This is a genomic window from Mycobacterium sp. NPDC051804 (assembly GCF_044452905.1).
In the GTDB taxonomy this organism is placed as follows: domain Bacteria; phylum Actinomycetota; class Actinomycetes; order Mycobacteriales; family Mycobacteriaceae; genus Mycobacterium.
In genome coordinates this window covers 559,372-579,247 of sequence record NZ_JBITCD010000003.1, presented here as the reverse complement: position 1 = coordinate 579,247, position 19,876 = coordinate 559,372, and the positions used below count along the sequence as shown (strand labels likewise).

Here is a 19,876-nt window from a genome sequence, read left to right as displayed (position 1 = left end):
CGGGGGTAGTGCCAGAAGCCGCGGACGAGTCGAGTGACGAGTCTGAGCCCGACGAGTCCGGCGACGTCGATGATCCATCAGCGGATGCCCCCGACGAAGTGGCTGACGCCGTTGGCGGTGTCGGTGCTGTCGAGGGTGAAGATGCTGTCGAGGCGCAGGAAGCTGCGCCCGAGGCGCATGAGGCTGCGGTCGAAAGTGCCGATGAGGCTGAGGAAGTCGCGGCAGAGGCAGCCGCTGAGGACGAAGCCGACGTCGACGATTCCACCGGGGGCGAAGCCGAGGCCGAAGACGACGGGGTAGTGCCAGAAGCCGCGGACGAGTCGAGTGACGAGTCTGAGCCCGACGAGTCCGGCGACGTCGATGATCCATCAGCGGATGCCCCCGACGAAATGGCTGAAGGCGAGGAGGACTCCGAACCGGAGGACGCTGAGGCCGAAGAGTCCGCCGAGGACGAGAAGACAGCTGACGAATCTGACGCTGACGCTCCGGTTTCGGATACTGCTGCCACGGTTGTGCAACCCAAGGCCGAACCACCTGTCGCCCAGCCAGAAGAGCGCGGCGGTCGACTGCGCCGGATATTCCGCCGCCGGAACGGCTGAGCGACTCACACCGTCAAACTCAACTTGTCGGCCCCTTCGCATATAGTCGAACACATGTTCGATATTGCGGCGTTGACCTCGGTCAATACGTCCGCGGATGAGGCGGAGTTGATCGCTGCGATCGCTGACCTCGAGCTGCTGAAGTCGGCCGCCGCCGCTGCTCAAGCCCGTGCCACTGCTGCATTGGACGAGCGGCGACGTGCTGCAGAGGCGGCCGCCGGTGTGCCCTCGAAGCTACGAAGTCGCGGCGTGTGCAGTGAGGTGGCCCTGGCGCGGCGCGACTCCCCGGCGCGCGGAAACCGCCACGTGGGATTCGCCAAAGCTCTGGTGTACGAGATGCCATACACGCTGACCGCTTTGGAATGTGGCGCGCTCTCAGAATGGCGCGCCACCCTGATCGTGCGCGAATCGGCCTGCCTCAGTATCGCGGACCGGCGCACGCTAGATGCCGAGATGTGTGCCGACGTCAGCAGACTTGACGGAAAGGGCGACTCTCGGATCGTCGCGACAGCCAAAGACATCGCCTACCGCCTCGATCCGCAGGCGGTTGTTGACCGGGCAGCCAAGGCCGAGGCTGAACGCAATGTGAGTGTTCGTCCAGCACCCGATGCGATGACGATTGTGACCGCACTGTTGCCCGTCAAACAGGGGGTAAGCGTGTATGCCGCACTGCGACGCTCTGCAGATACGACGTTTGACGATCGGTCTCGCGGCCAGATCATGGCTGACACGTTGGTGGAGCGAGTCACCGGTCGACCGGCCGAGACTCCCGAGCCGATCGCGGTCAACCTGGTGATGTCGGATCAGACTTTGCTCGGTGGGGACAATTGCCCGGCACTCGTCGACGGCTACGGACCGATTCCCGCAGAGGTCGCCCGTAAGTTGGTCGGCTCCGCAGTAGGCGACGAGCGGTCGAAGGCCACGTTGCGACGGCTGTATCGGCATCCCAAGTCCGGAGCTCTGGTGGCGATGGAGTCGCGGTCCCGTTGCTTTCCAAAGGGATTGGCGCTGTTCATCGGGATGCGAGACCAAACTTGTCGAACACCGTATTGTGACGCCCCGATTCGGCATCGTGACCACGCCGTGCCCAGAAGTCGCGGCGGACCAACACACGCACTCAATGGGCTGGGTATGTGTGCGCACTGTAACTACGTCAAAGAGTCACCGGGCTGGGAGGTGGCCACCTGCGAGGAAGACGGCGTCCACGCTGCGGACTTCGTCACACCCACAGGTGCGCATTACCGATCGACGGCCCCGCCGCTGCCGGGTTCTCGGCTGATCACCGTCAGTGAAGTCGAAGTCAGAATCGGCATCGAACTCGCGGACCTACACGCCGCGTAGGTGATAGCGCCGTTCGGGTCGGCCGGCGCCATACTGCAGCCGCAATTCGAGCACATCGGTGCTCAGGTAGTGCTCGAGATAACGGCGCGCGCTTACTCGCGAAATCCCCACCAAATCCGCGCATTCCGCCGCTGATACCTCGCCCGCGCTGCGTACCGCATCCAGTACCAGCCGACCTGTCTCGGCACCGAGCCCCTTCGGCAGCGCCTGCGACGCCCCGCCGGGCCGGCCGAACAACGAATCGACCAACGACTGGTCGATTCCACCGGCAGATTCTAAAGTGTCCGCCCGGGCCGCGAACGCCTCCAATTTTGCCTTGAACTGCGGAAACTCGAACGGCTTGATCAGAAAATCGGCCGCGCCGCCATCTAACGCTCCTTTGACGGTGTCCAACTCCCGTGCCGCGGTGATCATGATGACGCCGACCAAGTTGCCACCCGACCGCAGCTGCTGCAGCACTTCCAGGCCCGTCATGTCGGGCAGATACACGTCGAGCAGAATCAGGTCCGGCTGCAAATCCTGCACCGCGGTCAACGCTTCCGTGCCTGTACGCGCCACCCCCGTCGCCCGAAAGCCGTCCACCTGTTCGACGAATCGGCGATGAATCTCGGCCACCATGAAGTCGTCGTCGACGATCAACACATCACGCATGCGCGGCCTTCTCAGCGACGACACCCGCCGGCAGCCGTACCACGAAAAGCGCGCCGCCTGAGGGATCGTCGGTCACCTCCACCGTTCCGCCGTGCTGCGAGGTGACAATCCGCACCAGCGCCAGGCCGATACCCCGCCCGCCTGGCGCATCCGGCTTGGACGTCACACCCCGGGCGAAGATCGACTCCCGAAGGTGTTCAGGCACACCCGGCCCCGAATCGGCGACAGAGATCGTCAACCCCTCGCGGTCCCCGATGCTGACCACGACCCGGGCCGGCTGCGACCCGACCGACACATCCACGGCATTGTCGATGAGATTGCCGAGCAGCGTGATGACGTCGGTCGCCAGCGCGGGCGGCAACGCCGCCAAATGCGAATCCGGGGCAATCTCGAGCGACACGCCACTCTCGCCTGCCAACGTCGTCTTCGCGATCAACAGTGCTGCTACAGCGGGATCGGAAATACGTTGCGTCACAGCATCACTGATTTCTGCCCGCCGTCTCGTGAGTGTGCCGACCAAGTCGCGAACCGAGTCGTATTCACCCAGCTGCACCAGACCGGAGATGGTGTGTAGCTGATTCGCGAACTCGTGTGTCTGTGCTCGTAGCGTGTCCGTCACGCTCTTGTGCGAGGACAGCTGCCCCTGCAACGCCGCGAGTTCGGTGCTGTCGCGCATCGTAGTCACCGTGCCGATGCGCTGGCCCTGACTCGTCGCTGCCCGCCGGTTCAACGCCAGCACCCTTGTCCGCGTGACGATCACGACATCCCGGCCATCCTCACCAGAGAGCAGGAAGTCGACAATCGCTGGATCCAGTCCGACGCTGTCCACCGGACGCCCTACCGCATCGTCGGCTACGCCGAGCAGTTCCTGAGCACTGTCGTTCAGCAGGGTGATGTCGCCTTCGTTGTTCACCGCGACGACCCCCTCGCGAATACTGTGCAACAACGCTTCCCGATGATCGGCCAGGCCGGCAATCTCGGCGATCTCCAATCCGCGGGTATGCCGTTTGATCCGCCGCGACAACAACCAGGACGTCAGCAGACCCAGGGCCGCACCCAACCCGAGATAGAACAGCAGCCGTTCTCCGGACGCGCCCATCAACTCCCATACCGACGGATATCGCTCGCTGACCGACGCCACCGCCACCACGTCTCCGCTATCGGCGAGAATCGGCACCTCACCCACGAGGCTGTGCACCCCGTCGATCGTCAGATCGCCGAACCAGGCCCGGCCCTCATCGGCGCGTGACGGACCCATGTCGACCTGTCTGCCGATGCGCGACGGATCTGACGACACCCGCACCGTCCCAGCGGGGTCGACGATCTCCGCGAGCCCCGCACCCGACAACGCCACCGCCCGGTCCACCTCGGGCGCCAGCACCTTGGAGGCGCCAGGGTCGGCATACCTGTCGCGCACCACCGGCGTCGACGCCATGTTCTCCGCGACGGCGATCATCCGCGCACCGCGCACCTCGCGGAACTCCCGCGTCGACTGCGCCACCGACACCGCAGCTACCGCGATCAGCACAATTGCGACGACCAGCAGCTGAAAGACCAGGAACTGGCCCGCCAGGCTGCGGAAGCCTCGCGCCGGTGACCGGAGAAGTTTCACAACGACCAAAACGTCCTTTGCGTACTCATGGGTGACCTACGTCACGGCGGGGTACCAGTATTGCTGAGCATCACAACTGAAGTGACTGGGGAACGATGTGAAAACCAAGCACACCCGGACGATGCTCGTCATCGCCTTGATCGCCGCCCTGCTGCTGTCGGGGTGCGGTGTCACGCGCGACGGCGGCGAACTCGGCCTGCATCGGCTGCGCATGATGGTGCCCAACAGCCCTGGCGGCGGCTACGACCTGACCGCCCGCACCGCGGTGAAGATCATGGAGGACGACGACATCACCGGTCGCGTCGAGGTCTTCAACGTGATCGGCGCTGGCGGCACCGTGGCGATGGCTCGCCTGATGAACGAGAAGGGCAACGACGACCTCATGATGACCATGGGGCTCGGCGTCGTCGGCGCCACCTATACGAACGGGTCCAAAATCAAGGCCTCCGACGCTACGGCGCTCGCCAAGCTGATCGAGGATCCCGGCGCCATTTTCGTGCCGGCCGATTCGCCCTTCAAGACGGTGCAGGACTTCGTCGCGGCATGGAAGGCCGATCCGTCGAAGGTGACGATCGGCGGAGGCTCGTCCCCAGGTGGCCCCGACCACCTGTTCCCGATGGAGGTCGCACGCACCGTTGGGGTGGACCCGAAGTCGGTCAACTTCGTCACTTATGACGGCGGCGGCGACCTGCTCACCGCACTGCTCGGCAAGAAGATCACCGTCGGCACGTCGAGCCCCGGCGAGCTCATCGACCAGATCGAGGCCGGCCAATTACGCGTGCTCGCCGTCTCCAGCGACCAGCGCGTCGAAGGTGTCGACGCCCCGACACTCAAGGAGTCCGGAATCGACATGACCTTCGCCAACTGGCGTGGAGTGCTTGCGCCACCGGATATTTCGGACGACGCCAGAAAATCGATGATCAAGGTGCTTGAAGACCTGCACGCCACTCAGGGGTGGAAGGACGCACTGGTGAAGAACGGCTGGACCGACGCGTTCGTGACCGGTGAAGCGTTCGAGAAGTTTCTCGTGGAACAAGACAACCGGGTCTCGACGACCCTGACCGAGCTGGGGCTGCTATGACCTCCACAGACGATGCAGTGACCCTGACGCCCGAGAAACGAACGGATAAGGCGCAATATCTCGTTTGCGCCGTCCTCGTCGCGGTCGGCGCCTTCGTAATCTATGACGGGCTCACGCTCGAAGAAGGCTTCGCCAAGGTCGATCCCGTCGGCCCGAAGTTGTTCCCCGTCGCCATCGGCGTAATCCTGATCGCGCTGGCCATCGTGTTGGCCATCGCTATCCCACGCGGGTCGGTGGGCGAAGCCGATGCCGGTGAAGACGTCGACCCCAACGCGCCGGCAGACTGGCGCACGGTCGGCCTGCTCGTCGGCATCTTCGTCGCCACGATCCTGCTTGTACAGCCGCTCGGCTGGGCCATCACCGGTGCGCTCCTCTTCGCGGGCACCGCGACAGTCCTCGGCAGCCGCCATTACGTTCGCAACGTCGTCATCGGTGCCGTGCTCTCGCTCGGCAGCTTCTACGCGTTCTACTCCGGGCTTGGAATCCCTTTGCCCGCAGGCATTCTGGATGGAATCCTCTGACATGGAAAATCTTGACTGGCTGATCCAGGGCTTCGGGCAGGTAGCCACCCCGACAAACTTCATGTACGCAGTGATCGGCGTTCTTCTGGGCACTGCAGTAGGCGTCTTGCCCGGCATCGGGCCGGCGATGACGGTGGCGTTGCTGTTGCCGGTTACGTACAACGTGCCCTCCAGTGCGGCCTTCATCATGTTCGCCGGCATCTTCTACGGCGGCATGTACGGCGGTTCGACGACCTCAATCCTGCTGAACACTCCTGGGGAGTCGTCGTCGGTCATCACGGCGATCGAGGGCAACAAGATGGCCAAAGCCGGACGTGCGGCACAAGCGTTGGCCACCGCCGCAATCGGATCATTTGTCGCGGGCACCATCGGCACCGTACTGCTGGCCGCCTTCGCTCCGCCGATCTCACGGTTCGCCGTCACCCTCGGCGCGCCGTCCTATCTGGCGATCATGCTCTTCGCACTCGTCGCCGTCACCGCGGTACTCGGTTCGTCGAAACTGCGCGGCGCCATCTCGCTGTTCCTCGGTCTGGCGATCGGTGTGGTCGGCATCGACTTCCTCACCGGTCAGCCGCGGGCGACCTTCGGCATTCCGCTTTTGTCCGACGGCATCGACATCGTGATCATCGCCGTGGCCATCTTCGCGGTTGGCGAAGCCCTTTGGGTCGCAGCGCATCTGCGCCGCCGCCCCGTCGACATCATCCCGGTCGGTCTGCCCTGGATGGACAAAAGCGATTGGCGGCGGTCCTGGAAGCCGTGGCTGCGCGGTACCGCATATGGCTTCCCGTTCGGCGCGCTGCCCGCGGGCGGTGCGGAGCTGCCGACGTTCCTCTCCTACATCACCGAGAAGCGACTCTCCAAGCACAAAGAGGAATTCGGCAAGGGCGCCATCGAAGGCGTCGCCGGCCCGGAAGCCGCCAACAATGCTTCGGCCGCAGGCACTCTCGTACCGATGCTCTCGCTAGGCCTGCCCACCAACGCCACCGCCGCCGTCATGCTGACCGCGTTCGTCTCCTACGGAATCCAGCCAGGACCAACACTGTTCGAAAAAGAGCCATTGCTGATCTGGACGCTGATCGCCAGCCTCTTCATCGGCAACCTGCTCCTGCTGCTGCTGAACCTGCCGCTGGCCCCCCTGTGGGCCAAGCTGCTGCGCACCCCGCGGCCCTATCTCTACGCCGGCATCCTCTTCTTCGCCTGCCTCGGTGCGCTCGCGGTCAACGTGCAGCCACTGGACCTCGCCCTGCTATTGGTGTTCGGTCTCCTCGGCCTGATGATGCGCAGATTCGGGCTACCGGTGCTGCCGCTCATCATCGGCGTCATCCTCGGTCCGCGCATCGAACGACAACTGCGGCAGAGTCTGCAGCTCGGCGGCGGAGACTGGGCCAGCCTGTTCACCGAACCGGTCGCGATCGTCGTGTACGTGCTCATGGTGATCCTGCTGCTCATGCCGCTGATCCTCAAACTCATGCACCGTAGCGAGGAGACCCTGCTGATCGTCGAGGACGACAAGGACCAGCGGGAGAAGGCGGCCCAGTCATGATCGTCATCGGATACAGCGCGGACGCGTTCGGACGGGCCGCCCTCGAACACGGGATCGCCGAAGCGAAACTGCGAGGCACCACGCTCCTTGTCATCAATTCCACGTCGGGGGAGGCATACGTCGACCCCCGATTCGCACAATCTGGTGAAGTGCACAATGTCGAGCGCCGCCTCAGCGAATGCGGCGTCGAGTTCGAGCTCACCCAGCCCGTCGGGGTGGACACCGCCGAGGAACTGCTCAAGGCCATGGGTCGAGATGACGCAGAACTGCTGGTCATCGGCATCCGACACCGCAGTCCGGTCGGAAAGCTACTGCTCGGCAGCGTCTCACAGCACCTGCTGCTCGAATGCCCCAAACCAGTTCTGGCGGTCAAGCCCGACGACAACTGACGTGGTCTGCGTCACCTATGTTTCCGTCGCGTTTCATTCACCGCGCATAGGGCCTTTGTGACCAAGTGAGCGGGTGTTGACGTTTCGGACACGATCGTGCAATCGACGTGGAATGGGTGCACGCGACCCTATTGCTCGTGAAGACCTTGAGCCGCAGCCGCACAATCGAGCATTGGGACGCCGAAGATGTCGATGCGTGGGAGAGCACCGGCAAGCGCATCGCTAAACGCAACCTGATCTGGTCCATCTTCGCCGAGCACGTCGGATTCTCGGTGTGGTCCATCTGGTCGGTGATGGTGCTGTTCATGCCGCAGGACGTCTACGGAATCGATGCCGCAGGCAAGTTTTACCTGGTCGCGGTACCCACGCTGGTGGGTGCCGCCATGCGCATCCCGTACACCGTCGCTCCCGCGAAGTTCGGCGGTCGCAACTGGACCATCGTCAGCGCACTGCTGCTGCTCATCCCGACGATGCTGACGCTGTGGGCGATGAGCAGTCCCGATACGACGTACACCACGTTCATGATCGTCGCCGCGTTCGCGGGCCTCGGCGGCGGAAACTTCGCGTCGTCGATGACCAACATCAACGCGTTCTACCCGCAGCGCCTCAAGGGTTGGGCGCTCGGCCTCAACGCGGGCGGTGGCAACATCGGCGTTCCGGTGATCCAACTGGTCGGCCTGCTCGTGATCGCGACGGTCAGCAACACCGCGCCTTACGTCGTCTGCGCGATCTATCTGGTCCTGATCGCGCTCGCTGCGCTCGGCGCCGCGCTGTTCATGGACAACCTCGGCAACCAGCGTTCCAACATCGGCGCGATGGCAGAAGCGTTGCGGTTCAAGCACTCCTGGGTGATGAGCTTCCTCTACATCGGCACCTTCGGATCGTTCATCGGCTTCTCCTTCGCCTTCGGCCAGGTGCTGCAGATCAACTTCCTCGCCGGCGGAGACACTGCCGCGCAGGCGTCACTGCACGCCGCACAGATCGCCTTCATCGGACCGCTGCTCGGGTCCATCTCCCGTCCGTTCGGCGGCAAGATCTCAGACCGGATCGGTGGCGGCAAGGTCACCATGTACGTGTTTGTCGCGATGATCTTCGCGGCGGGAATCCTGGTGGCCGCAGGCATGATCGACGACGGTATGGCGGGCGCCGCGACCGGCGGGCAGATGATCGCCTACGTCACCGGATTCATTCTGCTGTTCATCCTGTCGGGTCTCGGAAACGGTTCGACGTACAAAATGATCCCGTCGATCTTCGAGGCGAAAGCGCAGGGCCACGACGAGTGGAGCCGTGAAGAAAAGGCGGCATGGTCACGCAGCATGTCGGGCGCGCTGATCGGTTTCGCCGGCGCGATCGGCGCCCTGGGCGGCGTGTTCATCAACGTCGTGCTGCGCGCTTCGTATGTCAGCGACGCCAAGTCCGCGACCAACGCGTTCTGGGTGTTCCTCGGCTTCTACGTGATCTGCGCCATAGTGACCTGGTTCGTGTTCCTCCGGATTCAGCACCCGAAGCCGGTGCCCTCCAGCACGGCGACGGGCCAGGCCGCAGAACCAGTTTCAGCGACCTGAACTGCAACGTTTCCTCCAAGTAACGCGTACGGAAAGTAACCGGAACAGGCCGCATTCACGATGAAGCCCATGGTGACCCGGACCGCGTGCTCGTATTGCGGTGTCGGCTGCGGTATCGAAGTCCAGACCACACCGGACTCCGATACCGGCCGGCCCGTCATTGCGCGGGTCTCCGGAGACAAGCTGCATCCCACCAACTTCGGCCGGCTCTGCACCAAAGGCTCGACGCACGCCGAGATGATGGCCGCGGTCGACGGACGGATGACGTCCGCTCTCCTGCGGCCTACCCGTGGCGCAGACGCGATACCCACACCGGTCGACGACGCGGTCGAGGAGGCGGCGCGCCGACTACGTGCCATCGTCGATGAGCACGGTCCCGATGCGGTAGCGCTCTACGTGTCGGGTCAGATGTCGATCGAAGCGCAGTATCTGGCCACCAAGCTGGCCAAGGGATTCCTGCGCACGGTGCACATCGAATCCAACTCGCGGCTCTGCATGGCAAGTGCCGGAACCGGATACAAGCAGTCGCTGGGCGCCGACGGACCGCCGGGGTCGTACACCGACTTCGATTCCGCCGACCTGTTCTTCGTCACCGGCGCCAATATGGCCGACTGCCATCCGATCCTGTTCCTGCGGATGGCCGACCGGCTGAAGTCCGGGGCGAAGCTGATCGTCGTCGACCCTCGCCGCACAGCGACCGCCGAACGCGCCGACCTCTTCCTGCAGATCAAACCCGGCACCGACCTCGCACTGCTCAATGGTCTGCTGCACTTGCTCGTCGAAAACAACGACATCGACGCCGATTTCATCGCCGAGCACACCGAGGGCTGGGACACCATGCCCACCTTTCTTGCGGACTACCCGCCCGAGGTGGTCGCGCAGATCACGGGCCTCGCCGAAGGAGACATCCGCACCGCCGCCGAGATGATCGCCGACGCCGGTGAGTGGATGAGCTGCTGGACGATGGGGCTGAACCAGAGCACCCATGGCACCTGGAACACCAACGCGATCTGCAACCTTCATCTGGCCACCGGCGCGATCTGCAGGCCAGGCAGCGGACCGATGTCGCTCACGGGGCAACCCAACGCGATGGGCGGTCGCGAAATGGGTTATATGGGGCCCGGATTGCCCGGCCAGCGGTCCGTCCTTTCGGCAGACGACCGGGCTTTCGTCGAACAGCAGTGGGCGCTGGAGCCGGGCACCATCCGCACCGACGTCGGACCCGGTACCATCGACATGTTCGGCCAGCTTGCCGACGGCAGCATCAAGGCGTGCTGGATCATCTGCACCAATCCCGTTGCCACCGTTGCCAACCGCGCAACGGTGATCGCCGGACTCGAAGCCGCTGAACTCGTCATCACGCAGGATGCCTATCGCGACACTGCGACCAACCGCTACGCCGACATCGTGCTGCCAGCCACCCTGTGGGCCGAATCCGACGCCGTGATGGTGAACTCCGAGCGCAACCTCACGCTGCTCGCGCAGTCCCTGCCGCCGCGCGGGGGAGCACGGCCCGACTGGCAGTTGATCTGCCAGGTCGCAACGCATCTGGGGTTCGGCGAGCACTTCACGTACGAATCCAGCGAGCAGATCTTCGACGAGATCCGCCGCTTCCACAACCCGAAGACCGGCTACGACCTTCGTGGTGCGAGCTACGCACGGTTGCGCGAGACGTCGCTGCAATGGCCGTGCCCGCCCGACGACGATAACGACCGTCACCCGATCCGCTACGTCAACGATGGCATCAGTCAGGACTACTTCGTCGACGAGCATGGCCATGCACCCAGACTGGCCTTTCCGACCCCTTCGCGGCGCGCTGTCTTCCACGCCCGCCCGCATATGAATCCGCGCGAGTTGCCCGACGACGACTACCCGATGGTGCTCAATACCGGCCGGCTGCAACACCAGTGGCACACCATGACGAAGACCGGCCGGGTCGGCGCGCTCAACAAACTCAACAGCGGACCGTTCGTGGAGATCCATCCGCTCGATGCGGCCGCCCTCGACATCGTCGGAGATCAACCCGTTGAGCTCAGCACGCGGCGTGGTCGCGCCGTGCTTCCTGCGGTGATCTCCGACCGCGTGCGTCAGGGCACATGTTTCGTGCCGTTCCACTGGAATGACGAACACGGTGAGTACTTGACCGTCAACGCACTCACCAACGACGCCGTCGACCCCGACTCACTGCAGCCCGAGTTCAAAGCCTGCGCGGTCAGCCTGCGACCGGTCGGGGCACCGATACGCAAGACCACGCCTCTGGCGCCTCCGGAACTCACCGACGGGCCGCTCGTGCTGTGGGCCTCGCAGACCGGCACCGCCGAGGAGTTCGCCGGCAAGGTAGCCGCCGCGATCGGCGCGCCGAACCTGGTGAGCATGAACGACCTCGCCCTCGCTGACCTCGCGACGCGCGACGTGTTGATCGTCACCAGCACGTTCGGCGACGGCGGGCCACCCGACAACGGCGCCGACTTCTGGAGCCGGCTCAACTCCGCGAATGCTCCGACGCTGACCGGTGTGCGCTACGCGGTGCTCGGAATCGGCGACCGCACCTACGAGTCCTTTTGTGGCCACGCCAAGTCCGTCGATACCCGGTTGGCGGCGCTGGGCGCGACACGGCTGCTCGACCGTGTCGAATGCGAGGCGTACGACGACGAACCCATGGGCTGTTGGGTGGACCAGGTCGCGGCCCTACTGGGACGCTCGGTGGCCTCGACCCCCGCGGCGACGGCCGAACCGTTCACCCGCATGAATCCGATCGTCGCGCCGTTGTGCAGAAATACCCTACTGAGCTCACCGTCGGCGCGAAAAGAGGTGCGCCAGTTCGGATTTGACATCTCCGAATTCGGTGTCAGCTATGCGGCGGGGGACTCGGTCGGGGTGTTCCCGACGAACGATCCGGTCGCCGTCGAAGCCTGGTTGGCGGCCACCGGTATGTACGGCGAGCACGTCGTGGTGGTCGACGGTACCGAGCAGACCATGCGCGAAGCGCTGACATCGCGCTACGACTTCTGCCGTGTCACCCCCGATCTGCTGCGGTTCATCGCTGAGAACAGTCGCGACGCGAAGGCGCTGCGCGTCCGCAAGGACAAGCTCGACAAGTGGCTGGTCGGACGCAACGGACTCGACCTCGTGCAGGAGTTCGTCGTACACGCCGACCCAGACCAATGGCTCGACGTGCTGGTGCGTTTGACCCCGCGCAACTACTCGATCTCCTCGAGCCCACTGGTGAGCCCGCACGAGGTGCAGCTGACGGTGTCGGTGGTGCGCTACCGCGGCTCCGACGGCGGCCGGCGTGGGGGAGTGTGCTCGACGTTCCTCGCCGATCGTGCGGCGTCGGCCCCGGTGTTTCTGCAACGCTCCCCGCACTTCCGGCCGCCCGAGGACAGCGGCACGCCGATGATCATGGTGGGCCCAGGGACGGGCATCGCGCCGTTCCGCGGCTTTTTGCAGGAACGACGCGCCCTCGGACACGCGGGCCGCAACTGGCTGTTTTTCGGTGATCAGCATCGAACCGAAAACTTCTACTACCGAGATGATTTGGAGGACATGGCCCGCGACGGCTTCCTCAGCCGACTCGATGTCGCGTTCAGCCGGGACCAGGCCAAGCGAGTCTACGTACAGCACAAGATGCTCGATCGCGGTGCTGACGTATGGCGCTGGCTCGACGACGGCGGGCACTTCTACGTGTGCGGTGACGCATCCCGGATGGCCGGCGACGTCGACGCGGCGCTGACGACGATCATCGAGACCCACGGCGGAATGTCGCGCGAGCGGGCTCACGACTACAAGCGCGAACTCGTCGCCGCCAAACGCTATGTGCGGGACGTGTACTAGAGATTGGGTTGCATTGCGGCGGCGACGTCAGCCGCTTCGTGGTCCTCCTCGGACAGCAGGCCCGCCACCACCCCGCGGCGGTCGGCCTCCGAGCGATTCTGGCTCAGCTTCGCTTTGCCCTCGACGCGGGTGACGGTGATCTCGAGCCCGACTATTCCGCCGAGCTGGCCATGGATGTATTGCGCGGGCGCGTCGCTGACTTGCCAGGGTTCATCGCGCGTGTCCTCGTGTACACCGGTCAATCGGGTGACGACGTCGCGCAGCCACTCTCTGTCTTCATGCACCCGCACGGTTCCCGACAGGTGCACCGCGCTGTAGTTCCACGTCGGCACCACTCGGCCGTGTTCGGCCTTCGCGGCGTACCACGACGGGCTGACGTAGGCCTGCGGCCCCGAACAGATCAGCAGGGCGGGGCTGTCACGGGTGATGGCCTTCCACTGCGGGTTGGCCCGCGCAATATGCGCCACCACTATGTCGTCGGACCACATGATCGGCAGGAGAGTGGCGACAGGAACACCGTCAGGATCGACCGTGACGAACTCGGCGGATCGCGCCGAAGCCACGAACCGCCGAATCTCGCCGTCGTCGTCGATCCGGTTGAAAGACGGTACGTACATCTTGTGTCCGAGGGGGGACTTGTCCGTCTACGACACGGGTCGTGGTCTGGCGATTGGGGCGCTGACCGCTTCGGTCAAGCACCGGTCCACGTTTTTCGCTCAATCGCAACCCTGAGGAGCTCGCCCATCGGGCGGCCAGCCGTCGGTACCGGACTCAAGCGGAATATTCAGAGATCGAAGCAGGATCGAAAAGAGCCGCCAATTGGCGATTGCTCCGACAAGTTCGACCAAAACGGCGTGATCGCTATTGAATGCCTTCTGGCACCCAGCCCAGTTTTCCTCGGAGATGACCCCGTCGCGTACCACATCATCGGTCGCTGCGAGGACCGCACGCTCGACTGGCCCGAGGCTTTCGGAATTCTGCCAGTCGCGCACCGCCAGGAGATCATGCTCAGGCACGCCGAGCAGTGTGGCGATTCGCCAATGTTGAGTCCATTCGTATTCGGAGCCAGTAATCCAGCCGATGCGCATGATGACCAGCTCGCGTAGCCGCGCGTCAAGGGAACCGCGGAAGAGTAACGCGTCTAGCAGCCCATACAGCGCAACCGCCACACGCGGCTGATGAAGTGCCACGCGGAATACCGACAGGTCTGCCAACTCTTCGGGCAACCCACATTCGGCAGCTCGCAGCTGGGCCTGCTCACGGTCGAGCATCGGTACGCGTTCCGCCATGGTCACGGGTGGCCCTCTCTGTTGAACCTCTGCCCACGCCGTTAGGGCGTGGGCAAAAAGACGTTGTGCAGCGCCCCACTTGATCGGGCACTTTCATCTGCAAGCGAAGTGAGCAGCTGCGCGAGCCCAGCGAATCCGGTTGATTCTCTGGTGATCCGGTCGAACGGCCAGCGGCCCAGGGCGAGAATCTCGAGGGCTGCCCGGTGGGCGGGATACTCCACGCCGAGTGCGCCTACGACGTGTAATTCTTTATAGACCAACAAGTCTGGTTCAAACCGGGGCGCGCCGCCTCCTCCACGGGTGCCGGCCACCACAATTGTGCCGCCGGGCCTGGCAAGGCCGACGGCATCGGCGAACGCGGAGGGTGCTTTAGCGGTGACGTCGACGACCACGTCGGCAAGCCGTCCGCCTGTCTCACGCTGGAGCGCGGTCACTGCATCGTCCTGCGATACATCGATGGGCAGGTCGACACCGAATGATCTGGCTATGGCCAGTCGTTGTTCGTCGCGTGGGCCTACGCCGGTCATCGCGACGAACGCGGCTCCCGCCTCTTTGGCCGCCACCGCCGCACAGATTCCGCGGATGCCGGGCCCCAGGATCGCTACGACGTCCCCGGCCTTGGTGTCGGGAAGAGTCGCCCCCCACTGGATACCGGCCCCGAGAGGGTTGAACAACGTGGCGAGAACGGGGTCCATGTCTTCGGCAATCGGGAGCAGCATCGCGTCCCACGGAAGCTCCACATGGGTGGCGTATCCGCCCCATAAGCCCGCGCCGACCTCCACGTCGACAAACCCGAACATGGTGGCGATGCCGTTCACCGCGCACCGCCGGTATTCGCCGCGGCGGCACTCGGGGCAGTCTCGGCAGGACCGGAACACCTCAACGGCCACGCGCTGGCCGGCTTGTACACCCCAGCGTTGGCCAGCCGCAGCGCCAACATGTTCGACGATGCCGACGATTTCGTGCCCTGGAACGAATGAGAAGCCGGCAGGCAGGTGTCCGGTGAATTGTTCGTGATCTGTTCCGCACAGACCGCATGCTTCAACTCGCAGGATCGCACCCCGGTCGCCGACGTCGGGGATGGTCATCTGGCGCCGCTGCAGACTCCGCGGTCCGGTCAGCACCATCGCCTCGGCGATCATGGAAGCTCGAACCCGGTGAACGACCCTGTGTTTCGGAGGCACACCGTTTTACCTACGTACATTTCCGCGCCCATCGCCTCGGCGATCTGCGGATCGTCGCTGCGTGCGACGACTCTTTGCCCGTCGGACAGGTGCGCGATGATCGGAGTCCATCGAGGTTGGCCGTCTCGGTCGTAGACGACGGTGTATCCGTCGACTGTCGCGCAACCGGTCGCCTCGTCGGCGCCTGCGACGGCCAGCCGCGATGAATCGATTTGAGCTTGTTCGACCGCCGTGTCGAGCAGTCGCCACCCGGCTGGTGGCGGGGTGGCCGACCACACACCGACCGAATGCTTCGTCGAATACCACCCGAGGCCGGTGACGAGTCCGGCATCGGTTGGGTCGCGTCGGCACCGTCGGACCATCTCCACGATCGAGTGGCTGACGTAATTGTTTCCGGGACCGCCGTGATAAGGCAGGCCTCCGGTTACTGTGAGGCCTCTGTCGTCGAGGGGGTCCAAGTCGAGAGCCTCGGCAGCCATCTCAATTGCCGACGGGAAGCAGGAGTAGAGGTCGAACCACCGGATGTCGTCGGTGGTCAACCGGCCCGCATCGAGAGCCTTCCGTGCCGCTACCTCGATACCCGATGAGCGGCTGAGGTCCGGCCGTTCCACGGGGAAGTACACGTCGTTGCAAGTCGCTGCTGACCAGGGAAAGACCCAACGATCGCGCGCGACGCCTAATTCGTCCGCCACCTCGGCCGCCATGAGAATGAAGGCGGCAGCCATGTCGACGGACATGATGCTGTTGAGCAGCTTGGGATAGGGCAAGCAGACCATGCGGTTTTCCGCGGTGACTTCGCTGAGTTCGGTGGCACTTCGTGCGCGTGGGAACCAGGCCTGTTCCGGATGGCGTGCCGCCTCGGCTGTGAACGGGGCCATCAGCGTGCCCAGCCACTCCCGTTGAGCATCGAAGTCGCGGCCGTGGCGCGCGGCGATCGCGGACTCGAAGATGGGATACACCTCGTGCGGCCAACTCAGACCCACCGACAATTCGGCTTGACTCAGCCCGGGGCGGGCGTCGCCCAGGGATTCGTCGTCGGAGCGGGGTGGGGGCGGCGAGTCGAGAAGTGCCCCGCCCTGAAGCTTGCGTGCGGAATGCCCGCTCTCCGCCCCGACGACCAGGACGACATCTGCACGGCCTTCGCCTATTTCGCCACCCAACACTTCGACGAGATACTGCGGGGTGTTTCCGCCGACGGGACAGCTGATGCGGCGGGCGGGACTGATGTGCATCGCTTCGGCGATCCTGCTGGCGGGATTGTCGCGCGGTATGACCAGGATGCCCGGAGTCGCGACGGTGTCGATGCGCCGCTCGACCGGGCGACTTGCGTCTTTGACCGCGCGGCGTGCGGCTTCTACCGCCAAGTCGATCGGGTCCACGAAGTCGTTCCCGCGATGGGTAACTTCGCCCACGCCGACGACAACCGGGGTACGCGCTTCTACCAACATCGGCATCGGCATCCGCTCAGGGCCACGGGGCTGACTTGAGACATAACTGCGATGGTGTCATGTGCGTGGGCAAGTCACAATGGTGTGCGCTCGCGGCATACTGGCTGTGTGTCGACGAGGTTGTTGAGATGGGGCGCCGCCGCGCCGACAGATCGTGGGTCCGCTCGCGACCGGTTGCTCGATGCTGCCGAGCGGTGCCTCGAGAGTTGCGGTGTGGTGGGCACGACCATGGAGGACATCGGCAGAACAGCGGGTGTGTCCAGGGCAACGGTGTATCGCTACTTCCCCAGTCGGGAGGCGGTGATGTCGGGTGTCATCATTCGCGCCGCCGAGCGCTATCTCGACCGCATCAGCCCGCGGATCGCGGCGCACGCCGACCTGGGCTCCGCGCTCGTCGATTTCGTGGAATACACGGTTGAGGCCGCGCGCCGCGAAGAGATCATCGGATTGTTGTTCGGCAGCGACGAGGAACTCGCCGGCGTGGGTCTCGCGGCGGGGACCTCGACGTCCCTCTTCGAAATCGTCACCGAATTTCTGCGTCCCATCTTCACGAGACACTGGAGTTGCGTGGAACCGGGCGTCTCCGTCGACGACGCCGCCGAGTGGGTTGTCCGCACGATATTGAGCCTGCTGACTGTTCGAGGGCCGCGGGAGCGCAGTCGTGACGGACTCCGGGCGTTTCTGTCGAGGTTTCTCCTTCCGGCGATCCTGGCGGGTGACCACGCTCGACCGATGTGACATCTATGGCGTAATGTCTCGACGGCAGATGAGGTAGGAGGGCCTGTGCAATTCACCACGTTCAACGAACAGGTCGCTGAGCAACTAAAGAGCGCAGCAGAAACCACGGGCGGGTTGGCCGGTTACCTCGGCTTCCGTCACACCGAATTCACTGCGGGACGGCTCGTCGCGGAGATGGACGCACGCGACGACCTGAAGACGCCTTTCGGGAACCTGCATGGGGGCTGCTTATCGGCCATGGTCGACCACTGCCTCGGAGTGGTGTTTTATCCCGTGATTCCACTGGGATCTTGGGTCGCGACAACGGAGTTCAAACTGAATCTGCTTCGTCCGGTCTCTAGCGGCACCTGTGTAGCCACAGCCGAGATCATCTCGCTGGGCAGAACCAGCGGTGTGGCGCGTATCGACATCTGCAACGACGGCAGAGCGGTGTGTGCGGCCCAGGGAACCGTCACCGTCGTCGCACCGAAGACGAGCTCCTGATGTCGGCAAAGAGAACAGGCGATTCGTCGGCTCCTGTGGTCGAGCGCGTGCCCACGGCGGACGGGCTGACGCTGGCGGTCGACCTCTACCGCTGTGATGCGCCGCGGGCGGTCGTGTTGCTCCTTCACGGCGGAGGTCAAAGCCGACACGCCTGGGACGTCACCGCCCAACGCCTGCACCAGCGGGGCTACACGGTGGCCGCGTACGACACCAGGGGACACGGGGACAGCGACTGGGACCCCGACGGACGCTACGACGGGGACCGGCTTGGATCCGACCTATTGGCCGTGCGCTCATACGCCGATTCCGGCCGCCCCGTCGCCGCGATCGGCGCCTCTCTGGGCGGCTTGACCATTCTCGGAACACACTTGCTCGCCCCGCCGGACCTATGGCAGGCCGTCGTCCTGGTTGACGTCACTCCGCGAATGGAGATGGAAGGCGCCCGACGAGTCGTAGCGTTCATGTCGGCACACCCCGAAGGTTTCGACAGCCTAGAGTCGGCCGCTGACGTGATCGCCGCCTACAACCCGCACCGCCCTCGCCCCGAAAACCTCGACGGCCTCCGAAAAGTCCTCGCCCGTCGCGAAGACGGTCGCTGGGCCTGGCGATGGGATCCAGCTTTCGTGACGTCGAATTTCCAGTTCCTGCAGGGTGATCCAGACGAAGGCGCTAAAGACTTCGACATGATGAGCGCGTTCCTTCTTGATGGTGCGAGGCAGGTGTCCGCGCCAACGCTGCTGGTCCGGGGCCTACTATCTGACATGGTCTCCGAAGAGACAGTAAAGCATTTCCTGACCGTCGTTCCGCACGCGCAAACCGTTGACGTATCGGGCGCGGGACACATGATTGCCGGCGACAACAACGACGCATTCTCGACGGCGGTCGTCGAATTCCTCGACAGGACCACATGAACCCTGCTGTCGGTTGACTGCCCATGTAGGGCTGGCGCCTATCCTGCTCCTATGCCAACTGAACCAGCGCGGGTGTCTTTCCGCCGGCATGTGCGCGAAAAGGTTTTGAGGGCGACACGAGAACTCGCCATCGAGAAGGGCTGGGATCAGGTCCGGATGAGCGAGGTTGCCGAATCGGTCGGCGTCTCCCGCCCGACGTTGTACAAAGAGTTCGGCGACAAACAGGGGCTCGGCGACGCGCTTGTGGTGTCGGAGGGCCAGCGCTTTATGGAAGGCATTCTTGCCGTCCTTGCCGAACACGTGGGCGACGTGCGGGGCGGCATCACCGCAGCGGTGCAATTCACCCTCTGTGAAGCAGAAGACAGCCCGCTCCTCAAGGCAGTTCTGACGTCCAACCCTTCGGGGAATGATCGCGGTGGCTCGTCGTCTACTGGAGTCCTACCTCTTCTGCCGACGTCGGCTTCCCTGCTTCAGCTCTGCTCCGCGGCTCTGATCACGTGGTTTAACGACCACTTCGACGATCTCGATCCCGAAGACGTTGAGGAGGTCGCAGATGTTCTGGTGCGACTGACAGTGAGTCATGTTGTACTCCCAGCCGCGGACATCGCCACCACCGGTGAGCGGATCTCCCGCGTAGCACTCAGGTACCTGGGAGTTGTCCACAGTTTGTAACTAGCAAGCTCTCGT

General features: G+C 64.2%; 17 protein-coding genes and 1 pseudogene. 12 read left to right on the top strand and 6 right to left on the bottom strand.

Annotated features, from left to right (window positions below):
- Together ACIA48_RS13875 and ACIA48_RS13870 are read left to right on the top strand one after the other, a co-directional pair.
- Nucleotides 1-599 (top strand): annotated as a pseudogene (locus tag ACIA48_RS13875) (prolipoprotein diacylglyceryl transferase); the annotation flags it as partial.
- A 54-nt stretch (nucleotides 600-653) separates the two neighbouring features.
- Nucleotides 654-1,940 carry an HNH endonuclease gene (locus ACIA48_RS13870; protein ID WP_396731949.1) on the top strand — a complete coding sequence of 429 codons (1,287 nt, stop codon included), beginning with the start codon at nucleotides 654-656 and terminating at the stop codon, nucleotides 1,938-1,940.
- On the opposite strand, the gene ACIA48_RS13865 is transcribed toward ACIA48_RS13870, so the two are convergent.
- A complete protein-coding gene (locus tag ACIA48_RS13865) occupies nucleotides 1,926-2,591 on the bottom strand; it encodes a response regulator (RefSeq protein WP_396731947.1) in 666 nt (221 codons plus the stop codon). The genes ACIA48_RS13870 and ACIA48_RS13865 overlap by 15 nt on opposite strands.
- Entirely contained in the window at nucleotides 2,584-4,203 is a 1,620-nt protein-coding gene (locus ACIA48_RS13860) for an ATP-binding protein (RefSeq protein ID WP_396731944.1), read from the bottom strand. The genes ACIA48_RS13865 and ACIA48_RS13860 overlap by 8 nt, the downstream gene beginning before the upstream one ends.
- A 121-nt stretch (nucleotides 4,204-4,324) precedes the next feature.
- Here ACIA48_RS13860 and ACIA48_RS13855 point away from each other — a divergent pair, with 121 nt between their 5' ends.
- From ACIA48_RS13855 to ACIA48_RS13830, 6 genes are all read left to right on the top strand, one after another.
- Complete coding sequence (locus ACIA48_RS13855) at nucleotides 4,325-5,284, top strand: Bug family tripartite tricarboxylate transporter substrate binding protein (protein WP_396732827.1); 960 nt, start codon at nucleotides 4,325-4,327, stop codon at nucleotides 5,282-5,284.
- Nucleotides 5,281-5,805 carry a tripartite tricarboxylate transporter TctB family protein gene (locus tag ACIA48_RS13850; protein ID WP_396731941.1) on the top strand — a complete coding sequence of 175 codons (525 nt, stop codon included), beginning with the start codon at nucleotides 5,281-5,283 and terminating at the stop codon, nucleotides 5,803-5,805. The genes ACIA48_RS13855 and ACIA48_RS13850 overlap by 4 nt, the downstream gene beginning before the upstream one ends.
- A 1-nt stretch (nucleotide 5,806) precedes the next feature.
- A complete protein-coding gene (locus tag ACIA48_RS13845; protein ID WP_396731938.1) occupies nucleotides 5,807-7,348 on the top strand; it encodes a tripartite tricarboxylate transporter permease in 1,542 nt (513 codons plus the stop codon).
- On the top strand, nucleotides 7,345-7,737 hold the full coding sequence (locus ACIA48_RS13840) for a universal stress protein (RefSeq protein WP_396731935.1): 393 nt from the start codon (nucleotides 7,345-7,347) through the stop codon (nucleotides 7,735-7,737). The genes ACIA48_RS13845 and ACIA48_RS13840 overlap by 4 nt, the downstream gene beginning before the upstream one ends.
- 131 nt (nucleotides 7,738-7,868) lie before the next feature.
- On the top strand, nucleotides 7,869-9,302 hold the full coding sequence (locus ACIA48_RS13835; RefSeq protein ID WP_396732825.1) for a nitrate/nitrite transporter: 1,434 nt from the start codon (nucleotides 7,869-7,871) through the stop codon (nucleotides 9,300-9,302).
- 69 nt (nucleotides 9,303-9,371) lie between these two features.
- Complete coding sequence (locus ACIA48_RS13830; RefSeq protein ID WP_396731932.1) at nucleotides 9,372-13,136, top strand: molybdopterin-dependent oxidoreductase; 3,765 nt, start codon at nucleotides 9,372-9,374, stop codon at nucleotides 13,134-13,136.
- On the opposite strand, the gene ACIA48_RS13825 is transcribed toward ACIA48_RS13830, so the two are convergent.
- From ACIA48_RS13825 to ACIA48_RS13810, 4 genes are all read right to left on the bottom strand, one after another.
- Entirely contained in the window at nucleotides 13,133-13,753 is a 621-nt protein-coding gene (locus ACIA48_RS13825) for an FMN-binding negative transcriptional regulator (RefSeq protein ID WP_396731930.1), read from the bottom strand. The two genes, ACIA48_RS13830 and ACIA48_RS13825, sit on opposite strands and share 4 nt — an antisense overlap.
- A gap of 99 nt (nucleotides 13,754-13,852) precedes the next feature.
- Nucleotides 13,853-14,431, bottom strand: coding sequence for a carboxymuconolactone decarboxylase family protein (locus ACIA48_RS13820; RefSeq protein WP_014382408.1), 579 nt, complete (start codon nucleotides 14,429-14,431; stop codon nucleotides 13,853-13,855).
- Nucleotides 14,432-14,466: 35 nt separating this feature from the next.
- Nucleotides 14,467-15,567 (bottom strand): zinc-binding dehydrogenase, encoded by a 1,101-nt coding sequence (locus ACIA48_RS13815; RefSeq protein ID WP_011560608.1) that lies wholly within the window; start codon nucleotides 15,565-15,567, stop codon nucleotides 14,467-14,469.
- Entirely contained in the window at nucleotides 15,564-17,057 is a 1,494-nt protein-coding gene (locus ACIA48_RS13810) for an acetyl-CoA acetyltransferase (RefSeq protein WP_024445489.1), read from the bottom strand. The genes ACIA48_RS13815 and ACIA48_RS13810 overlap by 4 nt, the downstream gene beginning before the upstream one ends.
- A 51-nt stretch (nucleotides 17,058-17,108) precedes the next feature.
- Between ACIA48_RS13810 and ACIA48_RS13805 the strand changes: the two genes are divergently transcribed.
- The 4 genes from ACIA48_RS13805 (at nucleotide 17,109) to ACIA48_RS13790 (ending at nucleotide 19,861) form a co-directional block, all read left to right on the top strand.
- Nucleotides 17,109-17,795, top strand: coding sequence for a TetR/AcrR family transcriptional regulator (locus ACIA48_RS13805; RefSeq protein WP_011560606.1), 687 nt, complete (start codon nucleotides 17,109-17,111; stop codon nucleotides 17,793-17,795).
- Between the two features lie 45 nt (nucleotides 17,796-17,840).
- Nucleotides 17,841-18,278: a PaaI family thioesterase gene (locus ACIA48_RS13800; RefSeq protein WP_011560605.1), complete on the top strand. Its 438-nt coding sequence runs from the start codon at nucleotides 17,841-17,843 to the stop codon at nucleotides 18,276-18,278.
- Nucleotides 18,278-19,189, top strand: a complete 912-nt coding sequence (locus ACIA48_RS13795; protein ID WP_011560604.1) for an alpha/beta fold hydrolase — start codon at nucleotides 18,278-18,280, stop codon at nucleotides 19,187-19,189. The genes ACIA48_RS13800 and ACIA48_RS13795 overlap by 1 nt, the downstream gene beginning before the upstream one ends.
- A 90-nt stretch (nucleotides 19,190-19,279) precedes the next feature.
- Nucleotides 19,280-19,861 carry a TetR/AcrR family transcriptional regulator gene (locus ACIA48_RS13790; protein ID WP_005110548.1) on the top strand — a complete coding sequence of 194 codons (582 nt, stop codon included), beginning with the start codon at nucleotides 19,280-19,282 and terminating at the stop codon, nucleotides 19,859-19,861.
- Nucleotides 19,862-19,876 lie beyond the last annotated feature (15 nt).

What these genes read in the sequence shown, in the direction of transcription:
- ACIA48_RS13840 (WP_396731935.1), top strand. Translation starts at nt 7,345, where the DNA reads ATGATCGTCATCGGATACAGCGCGGACGCGTTCGGACGGGCCGCCCTC.
- ACIA48_RS13850 (WP_396731941.1), top strand. Translation starts at nt 5,281, where the DNA reads ATGACCTCCACAGACGATGCAGTGACCCTGACGCCCGAGAAACGAACG.
- ACIA48_RS13830 (WP_396731932.1), top strand. Translation starts at nt 9,372, where the DNA reads ATGGTGACCCGGACCGCGTGCTCGTATTGCGGTGTCGGCTGCGGTATC.
- ACIA48_RS13855 (WP_396732827.1), top strand. Translation starts at nt 4,325, where the DNA reads ATGCTCGTCATCGCCTTGATCGCCGCCCTGCTGCTGTCGGGGTGCGGT.
- ACIA48_RS13870 (WP_396731949.1), top strand. Translation starts at nt 654, where the DNA reads ATGTTCGATATTGCGGCGTTGACCTCGGTCAATACGTCCGCGGATGAG.
- ACIA48_RS13825 (WP_396731930.1), bottom strand. Translation starts at nt 13,753, where the DNA reads ATGTACGTACCGTCTTTCAACCGGATCGACGACGACGGCGAGATTCGG.
- ACIA48_RS13805 (WP_011560606.1), top strand. Translation starts at nt 17,109, where the DNA reads ATGGTGTCATGTGCGTGGGCAAGTCACAATGGTGTGCGCTCGCGGCAT.
- ACIA48_RS13810 (WP_024445489.1), bottom strand. Translation starts at nt 17,057, where the DNA reads ATGTTGGTAGAAGCGCGTACCCCGGTTGTCGTCGGCGTGGGCGAAGTT.
- ACIA48_RS13865 (WP_396731947.1), bottom strand. Translation starts at nt 2,591, where the DNA reads ATGCGTGATGTGTTGATCGTCGACGACGACTTCATGGTGGCCGAGATT.
- ACIA48_RS13845 (WP_396731938.1), top strand. Translation starts at nt 5,807, where the DNA reads ATGGAAAATCTTGACTGGCTGATCCAGGGCTTCGGGCAGGTAGCCACC.
- ACIA48_RS13815 (WP_011560608.1), bottom strand. Translation starts at nt 15,567, where the DNA reads ATGATCGCCGAGGCGATGGTGCTGACCGGACCGCGGAGTCTGCAGCGG.
- ACIA48_RS13795 (WP_011560604.1), top strand. Translation starts at nt 18,278, where the DNA reads ATGTCGGCAAAGAGAACAGGCGATTCGTCGGCTCCTGTGGTCGAGCGC.